The sequence below is a fragment of the Streptomyces sp. NPDC039424 genome (genome assembly GCF_055639495.1).
The window spans coordinates 284362-303819 of sequence record NZ_JBVKAI010000006.1 but is presented as its reverse complement, the minus strand read 5'-3'; the positions used below and the strand labels follow the sequence as shown (position 1 = coordinate 303819).

Below are 19458 nucleotides of genomic sequence, written 5' to 3'. Positions count from 1 at the left end.
CGCCTCCGTGCCGACCACGGAAACCACCACGGATCCGCCACGGATAATGACTTGGTGTCCAGTCCAGTGATCTCGGCCCGGGAAGCGGAAGTACTCGCGCTGCTCGGGGAGCACCTCAGCAACGCGGAGATCTCCGCACAGTTGTTCATCTCCGTACGCACGGTCGAGTCACACGTCTCCGCGCTGCTGCGCAAGCTCGCGGTGCCGGACCGGCGGGCGCTTTCCCGGCGCGCGGCCGAACTCGCCCGCGCCGAGCAGTCGCGTCCGGCACCCGCCCTCCCGGCACCGCTGACAGCGTTCGTCGGCCGCGTACGGGAGCGCGCCGAGCTGGCCGAGGCGGTGAAGGCGCGTCGGCAGGTGACCGCGGTCGGTCCGGGCGGGGTGGGCAAGACCCGGCTCGCGCTGGCGGTGGCGGCGGAAGCGGCCGGTGACTTCGCCGACGGGGTGTGGTTCGTCGACCTGGCCCCGATCACCGATCCCGGGCGGGTGGGGGCCGCGGTCGCGGCGGCCGTGGGGGTGGGCGAGCAGCCCGGACGCGGTGTCGACGAGGCGGTGACGGCCGCGCTGGCGGACCGCCAGGCGCTGCTGGTGCTGGACAACTGCGAGCAGATACGGGACGGGGTGGCGCCGTTCCTGGAGCGGCTGCTGGTGGCCTGCCCGCGGGTACGGGTGCTCGCGACGAGCCGGGCCCGGATGATGGTGCCGTACGAGTGGGTCTTCCCGGTGCCGCCGCTGTCCTGGGCGGGCGGTGGCGAGTCGGAGGCCGTGACCCTGTTCATGGAACGGGCGGCGGCGGTCGGCCGGCCGCCGGAACCGGCGGTACGCGACCGGATCGCGGCCATCTGCGAACGGCTCGACGGCATGGCCCTGGCGATCGAACTTGCGGCGGCACGGTGGCCCACGCTGGGACTGGACGGGCTCACGGCCGGCCTATCCGACCAACTGCGGATCCTCGCCGGCGGACCCCGCGCGGACGACAGACATCGGTCGGTGCGGGCGGCGCTGGAGTGGAGCCATGACCTGCTTCAGCCGGAGGACCGGGCGCTGCTGCGCCGGATTTCGGGGTTCGTCATGCCGTTCACCGCTGACGCGGCCACCGCGGTGGCCGGATTCGCCCCGCTGGATCCGGCCGCGGTCGCCGACGGGCTCGGCAGGCTCGCCGAACAGAGCCTGCTCACCGCGACACCGTCCCCGACGGGCGGCACCCGTTACCAGGCCCTGGAGACCATCCGCCAGTACGGTACGGAGCGGCTCGCCGACGCCGGTGAACTGAAGGACGTCCGCTCTCGTCACCTGGGCTGGTGCCTGGCCGGCGCGACCGCCCTCACGGCGTCCGAAGGCGGGGACTGGCGCGCGCGGTTCGACGCGCTGGCAGAGGACCTCCGCGCCGCCCTGACCTGGGCCACTGACCAGCTGGAGATGCGCGTGGACGCCTACCGTCTCGCCCTGACCATGGCTGAGCTGACCTTCACCCGCAACCTGCTCGGCGAGGCCCAGCAGCGGTTCGAGCAGGCGGCCGCGCTCGCCGGTGACGTCGCCGGTGCGGCGGCGGCGCTGCGGGAGGCCGCCGGGGTGGCCGGTTGCCGCAGGCTCGGCGACGACATGTTCCGCCTGCACCGCGCCGCCTCAGAGGCCGCCCGCCGGGCAGGCGACACCACCGGCGCCGGCCGCGACCTGGCGGCCGCCGCCACCGTCGCGTACCGCTTCTCCAGTGAGTTCACCCTGATCCCCACCGTGGAGGAGGTGACCGCCGTACTCGCGGAGGCACGAGAGCTCTCCGGCGACGACGACCCGGCGGCCGAGGCGGCCGTCGCGCTCGCCGAGGCGGCGGTGATCGCGGATGCCTTCGGCGCGGTCCAGGGGGCCTCGGACAACACGGTGCGGGAGACGGTCGGGCGCGCCGAACGGGCCGTCGAACTCGCCCGGCGGGCGGGCGACCCGGTGGCCGAGTCCGCCGCCCTCGACGCGCTCTCCGGCGCCCGGACCTGGGCCGGTGAGCCCTTCGGCGCCGCGGCTGCCGCCCGGCGCCGGATCGACATCCTGGCTTCGGTACCGCGCACCCCCGCCAGTACCCACGAGCGGATGGACGCCCTCGCCATGGCCGCCGGAACCGCGCTCGGCGTGGGTGAGCTGCCGCGGGCCCGCCGGTGGGGCAGGGAGCTCGCCGACCACCCGCTGTTCGCCGAGGTGGGCCACCACGCCACGTCCTGGCTCCTGGTCGCGGATGCGTTCGCGGGAAACGCCGAGGACGTACTCACCGGCAGCGTGAGATTCCTCGACGCGTGGAAGCGGAGCGGCCGGCAGCGGTCGTTCTCGCTCGGCCCGGCCGCCGCCTCGGTCGCCATGATCCACGGCTTGCGCGGTGATCACGACGCCCGGGCAAGCTGGCTCGCGATCGTCGGCCAGGCGGGCACCGCGTCGGAGTACCGCCATGGCTACGGTGCGGTCTTCGACACCATGGTCCTGCTGCACCACGGGGACCCGGACGCGGCCCTGGAGCGGATCTCGCCGGAGCCGGACCAGGTGTGGAAGTGGGTCTCCTGGATCTGGCTGCACTGGTACGTGGCGCTCCGGGCGGAGGCTTCGGTGCTCGCCGGGCACCCCGACGCCCCAGGCCGGGTCGACGCCGCCCGGAGCATGGTCGCCGGCAACCCGATCGCCACCGCCCAGCTGGACCGGGCGCAGGCGCTGCTCGACGGCGACCTGACACGGCAACTCGCCGCCGCGGCGGCCTTCGACGCGGCGGGCTGCCACTATCAGTCGGCGCGCACCCTGCTGCTCGCCGGGAACGGTCACGCCGCCGCCGGCTCAGCGGCGCTCGCCGACCTGGGCCTCGCTCCCACCTCTGGGTGAGACACCGACTCCGGACGGTACTGCTCGGGCCGGAAAGCTCGTCACTCGGTCGTCGCCGGACCCCTGGCCGGGTGGCCGGTGATCTGACGTCCCTCAGGCCCGTCCGTGCGACTCCGCGGCGCGCCGTGTCAACGAGTCGAAGACCACCGCGATGAACAGCACCCCGCCGGTGATCATGAACTGGACCGGGGGCTCGACTCCCAGCAGCGCCATGCCCGAGGCGATCGACTGGATGATGAGCACCCCCAGCAGCGCGGACCAGGTCGAGCCCCGTCCGCCGAACAGGCTGGTGCCGCCGATGAGGGCACCGGCGATGGCGTTGATCAGCAGTATGCCGGAGCCCGGAACCTGACTTGCCGAGGTGAGCCGCGACGCGACGAACAGGCCTCCGACCGCGGCCAAGGTCCCCGACACCATGAACACCGAGATCCGCACGCGTGCCACCTGGACGCCGGCCCGCCGGGCCGCCTCCACGTCACCGCCCAGCGCCAGGACCTGCCGGCCGTAGGGCGTGCGGCGCAGGAGGACGTCCGAGGCGACGATGACTCCGAGGAACAGCAGAAGCGCCAGCGGCAGGCCCTCGAACTGGCCCAGCACATAGACGGTGGCGAACGCGGCCACCGCGAGGAGGGCCGTACGCGCCCAGATTTCCCGCACCGGCCGGCACGGCATCCCGGCGGCGCTGCGGCGCCTGTGGTCGTGGTAGGAGACGAGGAGGTAGGCGGCCGTTCCGAGCGCCGCCAGGCCGTAGGTGGCGACGGCGGCGTTGAAGTAGCGGCTGGTCAGCATGGCGACCAGCCCCTGCTCGCTGAAGTTGACGGAGGTGTCCGGCCCCAGCAGGTAGAGCATCACGCCGTTCCAGGCCAGCAGGCCCGCGAGGGTGACGACGAACGCGGGTACGCCGATCTTGGCGAAGGCGAACCCCTGGAAGGCCCCGGCGGTCGCACCGCAGATCACCGCGAGGAGCACGGCGAGCCATTCCGGCATCCCGAGGTTCACGTTCAGCGCCGCGAACAGGGCACCCGCCAGGCCGGCGAGCGAGCCCACCGACAGGTCGATCTCGCCGATCAGCAGCACGAAGACGATGCCGACGGCGACCATGCCGGTTCCGACGATGTCCACGCTGAGCACGGACAGGTTGCGCGGCGAGAGGAAGTGGTCGTTGAGGCCCTGGAAGACCATCCAGGTCACGGCGAGGGCGAGCAGGGCCGGGGCCGAGGCGAGTTCACGTTCGTGCACTCTGTGACGTACCGCGCCGACGTACGCCCTGAGACGTCCGGCGTACGACCGGCGTCCGTCGAGGCGTCTGTCGGGGACGGGCGCGGCGTCAGCGGTGCGTGCCTCGGTCCCCCTCGCCTTCATGGCCATGCTGTCTCCGGGCGTGTCGGGCGGTGATCGGCGGCAGGGTCCGCCGCGCCGGCGGGGGAGGAGACGATCGGTTCCTCGGAGGTGGTGTTCACGTCGAACAGGCCGTTGTCGTCGCCGCGGCCGAGGGGCGGTTCGGGCGCGCCGAGTAACGGGCGGGGGACCGCGACGGCCTTCCGCCGGCCCGCGGACGGCGCCGGCACGGGCTGAACCGGCACGGGGCCACCTCCTTCGGCCGAGCGGAGCTCATCGGGTGAGTCCGGCCTTGTCGCAGGCGGACCTGAGCGTCGGGGTGCAAATCTGATTGATGGTGTACATACCATCCTTGATGACGGTGTTCTTGATGTCGCCCACGGTCACCGAGACCGATGGGAGCAGAACCGCCGGTATGTCCTTGGTGGTGGCGCTGTCCACGGTGCCGGTGGCGATGGACCCGACCGCCTTGCCGCGCGCCAGGGCGACGGCCATCTCCACGGCGGCGTCGGCCGCGGGCTTGAAAGGCTTGTAGACGGTCATGTACTGGTCGCCCCGGATGATGCGCTGCACGCCCGCGAGGTCGGCGTCCTGGCCGGTGATCGGGGGCAGCGGCCTGACCTCGGCGGCGTTGAGGGCGGAGACCACGGCGCCGGCCAGGCTGTCGTTGGCGGCCAGAACACCGTCGATGGCACCCGCGCCCAGAGCGGCGATGGCGCCCCTCATGTCGACGAAGGCGTTCTCCGGCCGCCATCCGACGGTGTCGTACGACTTGCCGATCTTCACCTTGCCCTTGAGGACGGAGAGCGCTCCCCGCTTGAACCAGTCGGCGTTGGGGTCGATCGTGGCGCCGTTCATCATGACGATCTGGCCGCCGTCCGCCTTCGCGCCCATGGCCTTCAGGAGCGCCTCGCCCTGAAGCCTGCCGACCTGCGCACCGTCGAAGGTGATGTAACCGGAGATCGGGCCCTGGGCGAGCCGGTCATAGGCCACGACCGGGATACCGGCCCGGTGCGCGGCCTCGACCGACGGGCGCAGCAGCTGGGGGTCGATGGCGGCGACGATCAGGACATCGACACCTCTGGTGATCATGGACTCGAGCTGCTGCCGCTGGACCGCCGGGTCGGGCGTGGCGGCGAGGGTCGCCGCCGGGCAGTGCGGGCACAGCTGCTTCAGCTTCTTCTCGATCAGGGGCCCGTCGAACTGCCCGAAGCGAGAGGCCCCGCCGCCCGGGAGCAGCACGCCGACGGTGAGGCTGTCACCCCCGCCCTTGCCGTCCCCGCCGCAGGCCCCGGCCAGGGTCACACAGGCGGCAACCGCGATCGCCACAGACGCACGGGTGAGGGACCTACGCTTCACGGCCGGAAGGCTGGTACCGAGACCCATCTGTGGTTCCTTAGCAAACTGTCCGCTATACCCCGTAATGGGCGCTTGTGCCAAGCGTAGCCAAGCCGTCGATGTCCCGTTCAGGCCCGGCCGCCCTCCCGACACGGGTCCTGAAGCCGGTCCCGTGGGCATCGACGGTCCCTCAGGCGGTGGCCTGGGGTTGTGCCGGGTCGAGGTAGTGGACGGCGGTCTGTTCGGCGTGCGGGATGAGCAGGCTCCGCAACTCGTGCGCGGCGGTCTCGAGGAGGTCGCCGTCACGGGTGGCGTGGAGGGTTTCGAGGACGAAGGCGACGTGGGTGGAGCCCTCGGTGACGCGGGTGCGGTGGGCGTCGCGGTGGTTCCAGTGGCGGGTCAGGACGCCGGTGGTGTCCGCGTAGATGATCTCGCCGGGCTTGGGGTTCTCGACGGTGTCGGGTTCGCCGAGCGGGGTGAAGGACTCGGTGCCGTCCGCGTGGCGGATCTCGACGTCGCCGGTGACATGGTCCAGGTCGAAGGCGCCGGCGGGCAGGCCGTGAGCGACGGAGACGGCGTTGTAGGAGTCGACGGCCGGGTTGATGCGCGGCAGCGTCTCCTTCTTCGCGAAGCGGCGGCCGAGCGCGTCGACGCTCGGGCGGATGCGGCGGGGGTTGGTGCCGAAGGAGCGGTAGGCGGTGTGCCACGCCTCGATACGGGGATCGGTCTCGTCGGCGGGCTGCCAGGTGCCGTCGGCGAGCCGCTGCTCCAGGTCCTCAAGGGCGGCGGCGGTGTCGGACCAGGGCTCACGGCCGCGCAGACCGGTGGCGGTGACCAGGGCGATGAGGGTGTCGGGAAAGGCGTCTGCGACGGCGGGGGCGATGCGGAAGGCGGGCATGAGCGGGTTTCCGTTCCCTAGGTGAGTGCGGGAGTCAGGGCTTCCAGGGGCCGATGCGGTCCAGGCGGCGCAGCTGCTGGCGAGCGGTGGGTACGTCCAGGCCCCGGCCGCGTGCGGTGAGGCGGCCGGCGACGGCGGTGCGGTGCTCGACGGGTTTGTGGTCGTCGTACTTGAACTTGGCCACCGCGTCGGTGACTTCCAGGCGCAGACCGCGGATGCCGGGCAGCGTCCGGCCGTAGGGCGGCCGGTCGACGGCGACGGGAGCGTGGTCGCCGTCGGGCTGGAAGTGGGCGAGCTGGCGGCGCAGCAGCTCGGCCTTGGCCTCGGGCTCGTCGACGATGTCGGCGCGGCAGGCGAACTGCACGGCCGCGTAGTAGCTGGTGGGTACGCCGTCAGTGGGCGGGGTGTCGGCCCTGGCGCGCCAGGGACCGGGGATGAAGGCGTAGTCGCCGATGACGGTGAGGACGACGTTCGGGTCGTGCTCGATCGCCTTCCAGACCGGGTTGGGCCGGGCGAGGTGGATGAGGAGGTGGCGGTCGTCGCAGGTGAAGTGGGTGGGGACGACGGTGGGCGGGTGGCCGGGCAGGCCGTTGACGCTCAGCTGTCCGAAGTCATGGCCGTCGGCGATCCAGGTCTGCCGTTCGTCTTCGTCGAGGCCGGCGTCCCAGGGGTGGACCAGCATGTGCTTCTCCTCGCTCTTGCGGGCCTGCTCAGGTCAGGGCGAGGAGGCCGACGGCGACGGCGGCGGTACCCAGGCCGACGAGCTGACCGCGGTGGATGCGTTCGGCGAGCACGGCGCGGGCGAGCAGGACCGTGCCGGCCGGGTAGAGAGCGGTGATCACGGCGACGACGGTGAGGTCCCCGCCGCGGGCGGCGAGCAGGAACAGCAGGTTCGCCAGCGAGTCCAGCACACCAGCGGCGGCCGACATGGCGTACGCGGGTCGCTCGGCGCCCAGCTTGCGGCGCATCAGCCCGGCCGCGGCCAGGGTGACAACCGAGGAGACGGCCCGGCCCACGACCAGCGGGGCCACCCCGCTGTCGGACGGCGCCTGGTGCAGGAAGACGAGCTGGAGGGCGATGGCGGCGCCCGCGCCGAAGGCCAGCAGCAGCGCCGTACGGGAGGGGCGCGCCGAGCCCGTGCCGTGTCCGGCGCTGACCAGCACCACCGCCACCAGCGCCAGCGGCAGGCCGATCAGTCCGGCGGTGGCCAGGTGCTCGCCCTGCAGCAGCCCCACCGCGACCGGCAGCGCGGCGGACACCAGCGCGGTCACCGGCGACAGCACGTTCATCGGACCGATCGCCAGGGTCTTGTAGAGCAGCGCGAACGCGGCGGCCGAGGCGACCCCGGACGCGGAGCCCCAGCCCAGGGCCGCGGGGCTGAACGAGGCACCGAGTACGGGCCACAGCAGCAGTTCGACGGCGAGACTGGCCGGGGCGGCGACCATCACGGTGCGCAGCACATGGGCTTTCCGGGCACCGAGCCCGCCGAGGAAGTCGGCGCATCCGTAGGCGAGTGAGCTACCGAGGGCCAGCAGCAGAGCGATCACAGCACAATCCCTTACCATTCAACGGAACGACCGCACCGTACATTGAACCGACCGATCGTTACAACCGAACGACCGAACGGTGCAATCGAATGGTCCAGCAGTGAGGAAGGTGATCAGGTGGGCGAGGCAGCCGCAGCCCTGCGGACGGTCGCGAACAACGTCAAGGCCGCCCGCGCCCGCGCGGGCCTGTCCCTGGACGAGCTCAGCCGACGCGCCCAGGTCAGCAAGGGCGCCCTGGTGGGGCTGGAGAAGGCCCAGGGCAATCCCAACCTGGCCACCCTGGTCCGGCTGGCCGACACCCTCGGCATCTCGGTGTCCGCCCTGATGCAGGGGCCCGCCGAAGGCCGCGTCCGCGTCGTGGCCGCCGACGCCGTGGCACCGCTGTGGACGGGGGAGCGGGGCGGCGAGGCCCGGCTCATGCTGACGACCTCAGGCCCGGCCCCGGTCGAGGTCTGGCGCTGGCGACTGGAGCCCGACGAGGAGTACCCCAGCCACCCCCATCAGGCCGGCGTCGTCGAAACCGTCAGTGTCACCTCCGGCCGGATGACCCTGGTCGTCGACGGCACCGAGCACACCGTCGAAGCCGGGCAGACCGCCACGTTCGACGGCGACACCCCGCACACCTACCGCGGCGCGGGCGCCGACACCTGCCACCTGATCATGACGGTCCACCTGCCGCCCGCCCCGCGTCCCTGACCTGACCCGCGCGGTGGCCGGCCACGCCTCCGTCACCGCCCTACCGGTCGGTCAGGTCCACGAGGAAATCGCAGTGCGGGTCGTCCGGTGCCGGCTGCCGGTGCCGCTCTTCCCCGATGAGGGTGGGGATTGCGGCGATCAGTGCCGTGCCCGTGTGGGCCAGGCGGATGTCCGTGCCGATGATGCCGGGGCGGTCGGGGCGCCGCACGTACAGGCGCATCAGGCCGTCGCCGTGCAGCAGGAAGCCGACCAGGAAGGGGTTCTCGTCGTCGCCGGGGTCGGACAGGGCGCGCAGGACGGTGAGTGCCCGGCCCTCCTCGGGTTCCGGGGCCGGGGTGATCTCCGCCGGGCGGAGGCGGATGAGCGTCATCCCCATGGCCTCGCCGACGTCGCTGCTGCTGTAGAGCTGGGGTCCGGTCAGGACGGTGCGCAGAATGCCGGGGATGCGGTCGGGGGCCACCGTGTTGTCGGGGATCTCGTACAGGAAGCTCATGCCGGTCTCGTCGTCTCCGGCGCGGATGGCGATCCGTACGGCGCCGGGGGCGGGCAGGACTCCGCGCAGGCGGCAGTACGCGGCAACAGGTGCGTTCAGATAGTGCAGCAGCAGGCGGCTGACGGCCGCCGTCGTGGACGGAGTCACCGGCTAGACCTCGTACGAGCGCACAAGGCGGGCGAGTTGCCGGCCCGTGGCCCGCAGCGGTTCCTCGCTGCGGTTGACCTGGGCGGTGACTTCCGCGCCCTCCAGGGCGCCGATGACCGTGGTCGCCAGCTCGCGGGCGCTCTCGGCCGGGAAGCCGCAGCGCATCAGCTTGTCGAAGACCAACTGCTCCCAGCTGCGCAGTGCTTCGGCGCACGTCCGCTGGATCTCCGAGTCGGTTCCGAGCGTCTCCAGGGCTGCCGCCGTGACGGGGCAGCCGTCGATCCAGCCCGACTCGCGTAGCTCTACGGCGAGTTGCCGGGCGCAGGTCAGCACCGCCTCCGCCGGGTCGTCGACGCTGTCCAGCGCCTTCCGCAGGAGCGTCGCGAATTCCTCACTGCTGTACTTGATCCCGGCCACGGCGACGGCCTCCTTGCCGCCCGGGAAGAAGTGGTAGACGGAGCCGAGGGTGGCCTGTGCCTCCTGGGCGATCTGCTTGATTCCCGTGCCGACGTAGCCCTGGCGCTGCACGAGGCGTGATGCGGCGACGACGATCCGGTCCCGGGTGCTGTTCTGCATGCGGACACCGTATCGGTCGACTGGGTAGAGCGTTCGTTCTAGCGCTGTGATACGTTGCCGTCGCGCTCTAAATAGAGCGATCGTTTTAGTGAGGGGTGGAGAACTCGTCATGAGCAGCACCAAGCAGTCGGTCACCGTCGTCGGACTCGGGCCCATGGGCCAGGCCATGGCCGCGGCCTTACTGGACCGTGGGTACGCGGTCACCTTGTGGAACCGCACCGCGTCTCGCGCGGCCGCCCTGGTGGCCCGCGGCGCGGTCCTCGCGTCGAGCGTCGAGGAGGCCCTCGCCGCGAACGAGGTCGTGATCCTGAGTCTCACGGACTACGCCGCGATGTACGACGTGCTGGAGCCGGCCGCGACGGCGCTCTCCGGCCGGGTCCTGGTCAATCTCAGCTCCGATACCCCCGAGCGGGCCCGGGCCGCCGCCCGCTGGGCGGCCGAGCGAGGTGCCGTACAGCTCACCGGAGGCGTCACCGTGCCGCCCTCCGGGATCGGCCGACCCGCGTCGTCCACCTTCTACAGCGGTTCGCGAGAAGCCTTCGACAAGTACCGGCCGGTGCTCGAAGTCGTCACAGGCCGGACCGACTACCGGGGGGAGGACCCGGGACTGGCCGCGCTCTTCTACCAGATCGGCATGGTCATGTTCTGGACCTCCATGCTGAGCTACTGGCAGGCGATCGCCCTCGCCCACGCGAACGGTCTGGCAGCGGCCGACATCCTGCAGCACGCCACCGACACCGCGAACTCGCTTCCCGGGTTCTTCACCTTCTACGCCGAACGCATCGACGCCGGAGAGCACCTGGGCGACGTGGACCGACTGGCCATGGGGATGGCCGGCGTCGAGCATGTCCTGCACACCAACGCCGACTCGGGCGTCGACACCACCCTTCCGGCCGCGGTCGTCGACCTCGTCCGGCGCGGCATGGACGCCGGCCACGCCACGGACAGCTTCTCCAGCCTGGTGGAGCTGATGAAGAAGGCCGAGGCCTGACCGCACCTGCCCGACGGGGGAGTTCACCGCGCCGGACGTGGGGCCTCGTACCCTGTTCCCCGTGTCATCCACCCGTCTGCGTCGTGTCGCCGTCCTTGTGCTCGAGGGAGCGAAGCCGCTCGATGTCGGCATTCCCGCGCAGGTGTTCACGACCCGGGCGAGCATGCCGTACGAGGTACGGGTGTGCGGCGCGGCACCCGGTCCGGTGACCGGCGGCGACGGCATGTCGTACCACGTGGCCGACGGCCTTGACGCGCTCGCGTGGGCCGACATCGTCTTCATCCCCGGCTACCGGTTCCCGGACCGCGACGACCCGCCGCGGGCCGTGATCGACGCACTGATCGCCGCCCACGACCGGGGCGCGCGGCTCGCCGCCATCTCGACAGGCGCCTTCGCGCTCGCCGCCACGGGCCTGCTCGACGGCAAACGCGCCACCACGCACTGGCATTACACGCGGGCGCTCGCGGCGAAGCATCCGCTCGTCCACGTCGACGCGAACGTCCTGTTCGTCGACGAGGGCAGCGTGCTGACGTCGGCCGGTGCCGCCTCGGGCATCGACCTGTGCCTGCACGTCCTGCGCGGCGACCTCGGGGTGGCCGCGTCGAACCACGCGGCCCGGCGCCTGGTCGCGGCGCCCTATCGCAGCGGCGGCCAGGCGCAGTACGTGCCGCGCAGCGTGCCCGAGCCGCTCGGTGAGCGGTTCGCCGCCACCCGCGAGTGGGCGCTGCACCGGCTTCGCGAGCCGCTCACCCTGGAGGTGCTGGCCCGGCATGCGGCGGTGTCGCCGCGCACGTTCTCGCGGCGCTTCGCCGAAGACACGGGGTACACGCCGATGCAGTGGGTCATGCGCGCCCGTATCGATATGGCCCGCGAGCTGCTCGAGCGTTCGGAGCGCAGCGTCGAGCAGATCGCCGCCGACGTCGGTCTCGGCACCGGCGCGAATCTGCGGCTGCACTTCCAGCGCATCCTCGGCACCACACCGAGCGAGTATCGGCGCACCTTCGCCCACGGCGAGTAGCCCGCCACCACGTGGCGCGATCCTTTTGAACCATGGCGATCACGCCGCTGTCAGGGCCGGGTGCCGCGCGCGAACCTGGTGGTGAACCGAAAGGACGGGGAAAACCACTCATGACTCGTATCGCCATCAACGGATTCGGCCGCATCGGACGCAATGTGCTGCGGGCACTGCTCGAACGCGACAGCGATCTCGAGGTCGTCGCCGTCAACGACCTCACCGAGTCCGCCACCCTCGCCCGGCTGCTCGCCTACGACACGACCGCCGGCCGGCTCGGCCGCCCCGTGACCGCCGAAGGAGACACCCTCGTCGTCGACGGCCGTCGCATCAGGGTGCTCGCCGAGCGCGAACCGGCCCAGCTGCCGTGGGCCGAACTCGGCGTCGACATCGTGCTCGAGGCGACCGGCCGCTTCACCTCGGCCAAGGCCGCACGCGCCCACCTCGACGCGGGCGCGCGGAAGGTACTCGTCGGTGCGCCGTCGGACGGCGCCGATGTCACCCTCGCGTTCGGCGTCAACACCGACGCGTACGACCCGGCCCTGCACACCATCGTCTCGAACGCCTCGTGCACGACCAACGCGCTCGCACCGCTGGCCGCGGTGCTCGACCAACTCGCCGGCATCGAACACGGCTTCATGACGACGGTCCACGCCTACACGCAGGAGCAGAACCTGCAGGACGGTCCGCACCGCGACGCCCGCCGCGCACGCGCCGCCGCCGTCAACATCGTGCCGACCACGACGGGCGCCGCCAAGGCGATCGGCCTGGTGCTGCCCAACCTCGACGGCAAGCTGTCGGGCGACTCGATCCGCGTACCGGTCCCGGTCGGCTCGATCGTCGAACTCAACACGACCGTCGCCCGCGAGGTGACGCGCGACGAGGTGCTGGCGGCGTACCGCGCCGCCGCGGCGGGGCCGCTCGCCGGCATCCTCGAGTACTCGGACGATCCGCTCGTGTCCTCCGACATCACGGGCAATCCGGCCTCGTCGATCTTCGACTCGGCCCTCACCCGTGTCGACGGCCGTCACGTGAAGGTGGTCGCCTGGTACGACAACGAGTGGGGGTTCTCGAACCGTGTGATCGACACCCTCGAGTTCCTGGCCACCCGCTGACCGGGACGATCGTTCGGCTGGGTAGCCGTGCGCGCGAACATGAGTACGGCTACTCACGCCGCCGTGGCAGGCGCGCGAGATCGTGGGAGACCGGAGACGAGATCCCAGGAGGTTCGACATGAACGGTTCGCAGCGCTCCTTCGGCACAGCCGTGCGTCATCACCTGCTCAATCCGGCGGCCCTCGGCTATCTGGCGGTGGTCGCCGCCGTCCTGTGCTGGGTCGGCGTGGACCTGCTGTTCGTCGAGCACCAGGACGCCAGCTTCGCCGGTGTGTGGGCGTTCGTGGTCACGGCTCCCACCTCTTGGCTGTTCCTGGCGCTGCCGGACGCGCTCCCGTGGGCCGGCGTCGTCATCGGCGCCCTGTTCCAGGCAGCGGTGCTCGGCGCCGCGTACCGCAGGCTCTCCGGCCGCCTCCACCACCGCACCGGCCCGAGCGGCGCCTGACGGCGCGGGACCATTCCGCCCCGGCGTTCACAGCCGGCCGCCGATACCGGCCCGGACGCCGTACCTCGGCTCCGGCGGACGAACCCCCTCACGTAACCTCCTCCGTTGTGATCGCTGCGTCGGTGCGGTGAACCTCTCGTGAAACAGGAGTCCGAAGAACTGTTATCCGAGACTCACCGAGCGATCTCCCAGGTGTCGGACACCATCGTTCGGAGTCGAGGGACAGGGACGCTTTTGATGAGTACACAGCACACGGTGGACACGGCGGCACTGGTGAAGGCTGCCCGATCAGGCGACCCGGAGGCCCAGGACGCACTGGTCAGCGCCTACCTCCCGCTCGTCTACAACATCGTGGGGCGGGCTCTGAACGGCTCGGTCGATGTCGACGACGTGGTGCAGGAGACCATGCTCCGCGCCCTCGGCGCGCTGGGCGGTCTGCGTACTCCCGAGAGTTTCCGCTCCTGGCTCGTGGCGATCGCGATGAACGAGGTCCGGGCGCACTGGCAGGACCGGCAGCCGGCGCCGGACGCCGTGGAGGACGCCGGAGACCTCGCGGATCCGGGCGCCGACTTCGTGGACCTGACCATGCTGCGGCTCCAACTCTCCGGCCAGCGGCAGGAGACCGCGCGGGCCACCCGCTGGCTGGACCCGGACGACCGGGGGCTGCTGTCGCTGTGGTGGCTGGAGTGCGCCGGCGAGCTGACCCGGGCCGAGGTCGCCGCGGCCCTGGAGTTGTCGCCCCAGCACACGGCGGTCCGGGTGCAACGGATGAAGGCACAGCTGGAGGCGGCCCGGGTGGTGGTGCGGGCGCTCGACGCACAGCCGCCGTGCGACGAACTGCGTGATGCGGTGGCCGCGTGGGACGGCAGGCCCTCGGCGCTCTGGCGCAAGCGAATAGCCCGGCACGCCCGCGGCTGCGTGCGCTGCTCCGGCCTGTGGAGCGGGTTGATGCCCGCCGAGGGACTGCTGGCCGGACTGGCGCTGGTCGCGGCTTCGTCCGCGCTGCTCGCGCAGGTACGCTCCGCCGCCGGTGACATGGCCCCGGCCGGCTCGGCGTCACGGCTCGACGCGACCGGGGACCAAGCCGGACCGGGCCCGCGGACCGGGACCCGCGCCCAAGTCCGCCGCGCGGCATCCCGCGGCGAGGCCCGTCGACGCCGCCGCATCCGGCGCAGGGCCGTCGGCGGCGCCGTCGTGGCGGCCTGTGTGGCGGGTGGCGGCCTCTGGTACTTCGGCACGGACTCCGGGACCGGCAACGAGGGGGCGGCCGCCGCGCGAACCGTCGGCGACCCCGTCGTCGACCTCTCGGCAACCCGTGCCGCCGAGACCTCTCCGTCGGTGTCGGCATCACCGTCGCCGACCGCGTCGAAACCGAGGAAGACGAGCGTCTCCAAGCCGCCCCGCCCCGCAGGCAAGAGCCCGTCGACCCCCGAACGATCCGCCCAGCCGACCCGTCGTCCGTCCAGCACGCCGCAGGCGCAGTCGGCGCAGTCGGCGCCCTCGGGCACCGTGGCGCAGGTGGTCGCGCTGGTGAACAAGGAACGGGCGGCAGCCGGGTGCGGTCCGCTCACGGAGGACCCGCAACTGGAGAAGGCCGCGCAGGGCCACTCCGACGACATGGCCGCCCGTGACTTCTTCGACCACAGCAATCCGGACGGCGCCGACCCGGGGCAGCGCATCACCGCCGCGAGCTACCGCTGGTCCACGTACGGGGAGAACATCGCCAAGGGCCAGCAGACCCCAGCGGCGGTGATGGACTCCTGGATGAACAGCCCCGGGCACCGCGCCAACATCCTCAACTGCTCGTTCAAGGACATCGGCGTGGGTGTCCACAGGGGTTCGGGCGGCCCGTGGTGGACCCAGGACTTCGGCGCCAAGATGTGACGCCGCCGACGGTCGTGGCCCCCCGGCCACGACCACCCCCGTGCTCGGCTCCGCCGTACAGTGACGGTAACTACGCCGACGCGGCAGCCTTGTTGGCGTCGACTGCGTCGGTCGCCGCTGCCTGGGCGGCTGTTCCACCCTCACCGGTGGCCGACTCAGGCCCGTGGGTGCTGGTGTAGAGCACGGTGCGCTTCTGCCGTGTCCGCTCGATTTCGCTCTTGGCGACGAGTCGTTCGAGGGTGTTGCGTACGACGTTGACGTCCCGCGCACGGTCCGGGTGCTTCTGCTCCAACTCGTCACGGACTTCACCGGCCGTGCGCGGCAGACCGGCGTGACTGTCCAGGATGGCCTTGAGCAGATCACCGAGAGCAGGCCCCGTGGTTGCCTTCGCCGCGGGGGTCTTTGCGGCAGTCGTCTTCTTGGCCGCCGGTGCCTTTGCCGGTGCCTTTGCCGGAGCCTTGGCGGCGGGCTTGCTCTGCGTGGTCTTCTTACCGCCCTTTCCTCCCGCCCGTGCCGCCTTCTTCCGCGCGGGCGCCGGGCTTTCGGACTGCTCCTGCCTCGGCTGCGGGACATCGGTGTTCGGGCCGGCCGGCTTCGCGGCAGACAGGGAGTCCTGGATGTCGGCCAGCCACCCTTCGTCTGTGCGGAGCTGCTCCAGCCGCTTCTGCAGGGCTGCCACCTCCTCGTTGAGTTCCCGCTGTTCCGCACGGTTCTTGTCCAGGTCGGCTGCGACCTGTTGCGCGTACCTGTCCTGGATGGCGGCGCTGGGGTTTGCATCAGCCACGGCGGTTCACACTCCTTGTTCCTGAGGTGTTGAGCCGGATGCTACCCACTACATGGGTCATGGAGCTGCTCACTGGTTGCGATTCGGGTTGGGTCGTCCGTGTGTGGGCTAGGCTGTCGAGGGGTTTGGGCCGGGTGTTGACGCTCTTCAACAGCAGCCGACCTACCTGGACCTTCCATGTCGAAGACGCTGACATGGTCGGCAAGTTGACCGTCGACACCACTCAGCACGGCTGGCACCTGATGTTCCCGTGACAACCGCATCCGCACACTCACTTCGCGATGCTTATGTTCGAAGGGGTCCCCGGCCGGCGGTGAAGCCTGCCAGGGACCCCTTGGCGCGATCAGCTTGTGTCAGCCGTCGGACTCCGACGACGGGATGTAGGCGCCGGGCACGTCCTTCGGTGCGAGGATCTTGTCCTTGCCCGGGTACGGCTTCTTCCAGTCGTGTGTCTGGTACCAGGTGAAGTGGTTCATCTGGGCGGGGTTCGCGTAGTCGGGCACGGCGCCCGGACCGGTCAGTCGCTGCTTCGACTTCCAGGTTTCCCATTGGGCCGCGAGCGCCTGCTTGTCGGCGGGCACCTTCGCCGACGGCACGGCAGCCGCGCTGGGGTCCTGCGGTGCCGGGGTGTCCACACCGCAGGCGGGCGGGGTCGACAGGCCCGCGGTGAGCGAGATCCGGTTGGGCAGCGCCTGGAACGGCGTGAGGTCCGCGTGCTGGGTGAACGCCCCGCGCATGGGACTGGCCGCGCTGTCCTTCTGGTTCATCGGGTGGATCCCGAGGATCTGCTCGATGGTCCGGATCATCGTGATCTGCGAGTATTAATGGTTGTCGACGGCGCCGTGCTGGGCCCAGGGGCTGATGATCTGGATCGGGGCACGGTGGCCGTCGACGTGGTCGAGGCCGGCCTGGGAGTCGTCCTCGACCACGAAGATCGCCGAGTTCTTCCAGTACTTGCTGTGCGAGATCTCGTCGACGATCCTGCCGGTGGCGAGATCGTTGTCCGCGACCTGGGCGGTGGCGTTCGCCGGGCCACCGGTGTGGTCGCTGGAGAGCTTTTGCCGGCCGGGTCGAGGCCGTTGGCGGGTTCGTCGAGCACGAGCAGCCGGGGCTTGGTGAGCAGGGCGGCGGCGAGCCCGAGCCGCTGGCGCATGCCGAGGGAGAATCCGCGGGTCCGGTCGTCGGCGACATCGGTGAGCCCGACCTCGTCGAGCACGTCGTCAATTCCCGTTGTCCGCGCGTCACTGCCGCGAAGAGCGGCCAGCGCGGCGAGGTTCTGCCTGGCGGTGAGCGAGGGGTAGAGTCCGGGGCCGTCCACGAAGCCGGCGACACCGTCGGGAGCGGCGAGCGCCCGCCCGACCGGCGTACCCAGGACTTCGAGACGGCCGCTGTCGGTGACGGCCAGGCCCAGCAGGAGGCCGAGCAGTGTCGTCTTGCCGGCGCCGTTCGGCCCGACCAGGCCGTGAATCTGCCCCTGCGCCACATCCTGATCGATGCCGTCGAGTGCGACGACGTCGCCGAAACACTTGGTGATCCCGCGAGCCCGGATGGCGAGGAGTGCGTCCATGAGTCCCTTCTTTCGCAACAGTGAAGGAACCTAGGCGCGGTACACGGCGCAGGCAGGGACAGCCGGTTGAACGTCCATGGAACGGATCGTCAAGGCATCGGCAAGTCCGCGTGTACGGGGCAGCCGGGGACTTGCCGGACGTGCTCCGGTTCTTGGGTGGGGCGGCTGCGGGTTTCCCGGTCCGGGGGCGTTCCGGTCGCCGCCCCTGCCCGCGGTCACCCGCGGCCGGCCGCGGCCGTCGTCAGAGGCCGTAGCGGTTCTTCACATGGCGCCAGAAGTCGCGGAGCATCCATGTGTCGAAGTCCGTGATCCGGGTGGCGGTGCCGGCGTTCATGAGGAAGCAGCACTGACCGGTGGGGGTCCAGTCGTAGAAGTCGTCCAGGCCGAACGTGTGGCCGACTTCGTGCAGGTAGATGTGGATGTTGTCCTGGTTGAGCGCGCCGGTGAAGTACTCCTGGCCCACGCGCTGGCCCCAGTCCCCGCCGGCGCCGCCCTGGAAGCCCTTGGTCAGCCACAGCGACTGGTCGTAGTGGTGGGCCGCTCCGCCCGGGCACTTGGCGTAGTTGCCTTCCTGGTGGAAGAGCGGCCGCAGTCCGGAGCGCACTGCGGTGCTCCGCCGCCGTCCAGGTTTCCGGCGTAGATGTCGACGGAGTTGTCGGTCCACTGCAGGGTCGAGCGGTTCTTCACCGCCCAGCCGACGATGTTGACCGGCACCGTCGTGTACGGCCAGGCGTTGTGGCCCTTGCCGTTGTCCACCATGGCGGCCGTCCACTTGGCGAACTGCTTCATCAGCGCGGCGTGGATCTGGTCGCGCAGGGCGGCGCTGACCGGGGCCTCGGACTCCCAGCGGACGCAGTAGTTGATGCTTCCCTTGGTGGCCATGACCTGGTCCCAGCCGTAGTTGCGGAAGCCGTAGAGGTCAGGATATGTCGACTCGACGTGCCTCCACACCTCGTAGAGGGGCTGCACGAGATTCGCGGGCGGGTTCCACTCGTCGGCGGCCTGCGCCGGGGACGCCGTCGTGACGGGCACGGCGACCAACGCGATCAGGGCGGCGAGGAGGGTGACCAGACGCCCGAGGGGTGTGCGCATGGTGAACTCCCTTGATGGTGATGGGAGTCGGGATTTCACCTGTCAGTCGCCGCCGCCGTCCGCGCGGGTTGCCTCTGTTTCCGGTTTACTGCGGTGGTATCAAGCCACATTCGCCTTGGACGGGCCTTCGAGAACCTAGTGGTGCCAGGCCTGGCCGCCCGTGTTGTGGATGAATCGCTGGAGCACCTTGAGGGTGGTCAGGTATTCCTCGTCGGAGATGCCGATGTTCCGTTCCGCCCGCAACTCGTCCTGGAGGGCCGCGGCCCTGTCGTAGAACGCCCTGCCCTCGGCCGTCATGTTCAGGCGTCCCTCGGAATCCTCGGTGATCCAGGCCTGGGCGATGGTCCTGTCGATCTCCGACTCCATGGTCGCCGAGCCCGTGTCGAGGTAGTTCCGGAGGAGGCTGGACACCTCGTGGCGAGTTTTGACCGTGTCGGCTCGTGCGACCTGCGCGAGGACCCACCATTGCGGCTGGGTGATGCCGATCTCGGCGAGGGCGGCCCGGGTGCGGGTGACGACGGCATGGAAAGCGGCCCAACTCCAGTAGCCGATGGGCTGCTGGATCAGTTCGGCGTCGCTGTGCGAGTACTCCACGGCTGGTCCCTTCGCCTTCGCTTGCGCTGGTTCGAGGAGACCGACCGTAAAAACTCAACCTCACTTGAGGTCAAGGCGCTTCGGCTAT

General features: G+C 71.0%; 19 protein-coding genes and 1 pseudogene. 7 read left to right on the top strand and 13 right to left on the bottom strand.

The genetic code is table 11. The features are described from left to right. Nucleotides 1-54 precede the first annotated feature (54 nt). The gene (locus tag ACZ7L0_RS18390; protein WP_471243487.1) at nt 55-2853 is read left to right on the top strand and encodes an ATP-binding protein; all 2799 of its coding nucleotides are present in this window, start codon (nt 55-57) and stop codon (nt 2851-2853) included. Between the two features lie 93 nt (nt 2854-2946). Here the strand turns inward: ACZ7L0_RS18390 and ACZ7L0_RS18385 are convergent, their stop codons facing one another. The 6 genes from ACZ7L0_RS18385 to ACZ7L0_RS18360 form a co-directional block, all read right to left on the bottom strand. Next, entirely contained in the window at nt 2947-4215 is a 1269-nt protein-coding gene (locus tag ACZ7L0_RS18385; RefSeq protein WP_471243613.1) for a sugar ABC transporter permease, read from the bottom strand. Beyond that, nucleotides 4212-4436 (bottom strand): hypothetical protein, encoded by a 225-nt coding sequence (locus ACZ7L0_RS18380; protein WP_471243486.1) that lies wholly within the window; start codon nt 4434-4436, stop codon nt 4212-4214. Before ACZ7L0_RS18380 ends, ACZ7L0_RS18385 begins: the two co-directional genes overlap by 4 nt. 28 nt (nt 4437-4464) lie before the next feature. Then, nucleotides 4465-5577, bottom strand: coding sequence for a sugar ABC transporter substrate-binding protein (locus ACZ7L0_RS18375; protein WP_471243485.1), 1113 nt, complete (start codon nt 5575-5577; stop codon nt 4465-4467). 142 nt (nt 5578-5719) lie between these two features. After that, complete coding sequence (locus tag ACZ7L0_RS18370; RefSeq protein WP_471243484.1) at nt 5720-6427, bottom strand: B3/B4 domain-containing protein; 708 nt, start codon at nt 6425-6427, stop codon at nt 5720-5722. 34 nt (nt 6428-6461) lie between these two features. Then, nucleotides 6462-7109, bottom strand: a complete 648-nt coding sequence (locus tag ACZ7L0_RS18365) for an FMN-binding negative transcriptional regulator (RefSeq protein WP_471243483.1) — start codon at nt 7107-7109, stop codon at nt 6462-6464. Nucleotides 7110-7137: 28 nt separating this feature from the next. Further along, nucleotides 7138-7974, bottom strand: coding sequence for an EamA family transporter (locus tag ACZ7L0_RS18360; RefSeq protein ID WP_471243482.1), 837 nt, complete (start codon nt 7972-7974; stop codon nt 7138-7140). Nucleotides 7975-8091: 117 nt separating this feature from the next. On the opposite strand from ACZ7L0_RS18360, the gene ACZ7L0_RS18355 reads away from it, so the two are divergent. Beyond that, on the top strand, nt 8092-8670 hold the full coding sequence (locus ACZ7L0_RS18355; RefSeq protein WP_471243481.1) for a helix-turn-helix domain-containing protein: 579 nt from the start codon (nt 8092-8094) through the stop codon (nt 8668-8670). Between the two features lie 40 nt (nt 8671-8710). Here ACZ7L0_RS18355 and ACZ7L0_RS18350 read toward each other — a convergent pair whose 3' ends face one another. Together ACZ7L0_RS18350 and ACZ7L0_RS18345 are read right to left on the bottom strand one after the other, a co-directional pair. Further along, on the bottom strand, nt 8711-9310 hold the full coding sequence (locus ACZ7L0_RS18350) for a hypothetical protein (RefSeq protein WP_471243480.1): 600 nt from the start codon (nt 9308-9310) through the stop codon (nt 8711-8713). A 3-nt stretch (nt 9311-9313) separates the two neighbouring features. Continuing rightward, nucleotides 9314-9886, bottom strand: coding sequence for a TetR/AcrR family transcriptional regulator (locus ACZ7L0_RS18345; RefSeq protein WP_471243479.1), 573 nt, complete (start codon nt 9884-9886; stop codon nt 9314-9316). Between the two features lie 109 nt (nt 9887-9995). Between ACZ7L0_RS18345 and ACZ7L0_RS18340 the strand changes: the two genes are divergently transcribed. The 5 genes from ACZ7L0_RS18340 to ACZ7L0_RS18320 all read left to right on the top strand — a co-directional run bounded on the left by ACZ7L0_RS18340 (nt 9996) and on the right by ACZ7L0_RS18320 (nt 15333). Next, a complete protein-coding gene (locus tag ACZ7L0_RS18340; RefSeq protein ID WP_471243478.1) occupies nt 9996-10877 on the top strand; it encodes an NAD(P)-dependent oxidoreductase in 882 nt (293 codons plus the stop codon). A gap of 61 nt (nt 10878-10938) precedes the next feature. Next, nucleotides 10939-11895 (top strand): GlxA family transcriptional regulator, encoded by a 957-nt coding sequence (locus tag ACZ7L0_RS18335; protein ID WP_471243477.1) that lies wholly within the window; start codon nt 10939-10941, stop codon nt 11893-11895. A 110-nt stretch (nt 11896-12005) separates the two neighbouring features. Beyond that, nucleotides 12006-13004, top strand: coding sequence for a type I glyceraldehyde-3-phosphate dehydrogenase (gap, locus tag ACZ7L0_RS18330; protein ID WP_471243476.1), 999 nt, complete (start codon nt 12006-12008; stop codon nt 13002-13004). A gap of 118 nt (nt 13005-13122) precedes the next feature. Next, nucleotides 13123-13449 (top strand): SCO4225 family membrane protein, encoded by a 327-nt coding sequence (locus tag ACZ7L0_RS18325; protein ID WP_471243475.1) that lies wholly within the window; start codon nt 13123-13125, stop codon nt 13447-13449. A gap of 237 nt (nt 13450-13686) precedes the next feature. Beyond that, the gene (locus ACZ7L0_RS18320; protein ID WP_471243474.1) at nt 13687-15333 is read left to right on the top strand and encodes a sigma-70 family RNA polymerase sigma factor; all 1647 of its coding nucleotides are present in this window, start codon (nt 13687-13689) and stop codon (nt 15331-15333) included. A gap of 70 nt (nt 15334-15403) precedes the next feature. Here the strand turns inward: ACZ7L0_RS18320 and ACZ7L0_RS18315 are convergent, their stop codons facing one another. From ACZ7L0_RS18315 to ACZ7L0_RS18295, 5 genes and pseudogenes are all read right to left on the bottom strand, one after another. Further along, nucleotides 15404-16117, bottom strand: a complete 714-nt coding sequence (locus tag ACZ7L0_RS18315) for a hypothetical protein (protein ID WP_471243473.1) — start codon at nt 16115-16117, stop codon at nt 15404-15406. Nucleotides 16118-16470: 353 nt separating this feature from the next. Next, nucleotides 16471-16923, bottom strand: coding sequence for a hypothetical protein (locus tag ACZ7L0_RS18310; RefSeq protein WP_471243472.1), 453 nt, complete (start codon nt 16921-16923; stop codon nt 16471-16473). Then, a complete protein-coding gene (locus ACZ7L0_RS18305) occupies nt 16920-17684 on the bottom strand; it encodes an ABC transporter ATP-binding protein (protein WP_471243471.1) in 765 nt (254 codons plus the stop codon). Before ACZ7L0_RS18305 ends, ACZ7L0_RS18310 begins: the two co-directional genes overlap by 4 nt. Nucleotides 17685-17925: 241 nt before the next feature. Continuing rightward, nucleotides 17926-18776, bottom strand: a pseudogene (locus tag ACZ7L0_RS18300) (hypothetical protein). 135 nt (nt 18777-18911) lie between these two features. After that, nucleotides 18912-19370 (bottom strand): MarR family winged helix-turn-helix transcriptional regulator, encoded by a 459-nt coding sequence (locus ACZ7L0_RS18295; protein ID WP_471243470.1) that lies wholly within the window; start codon nt 19368-19370, stop codon nt 18912-18914. Nucleotides 19371-19458: the final 88 nt, after the last annotated feature.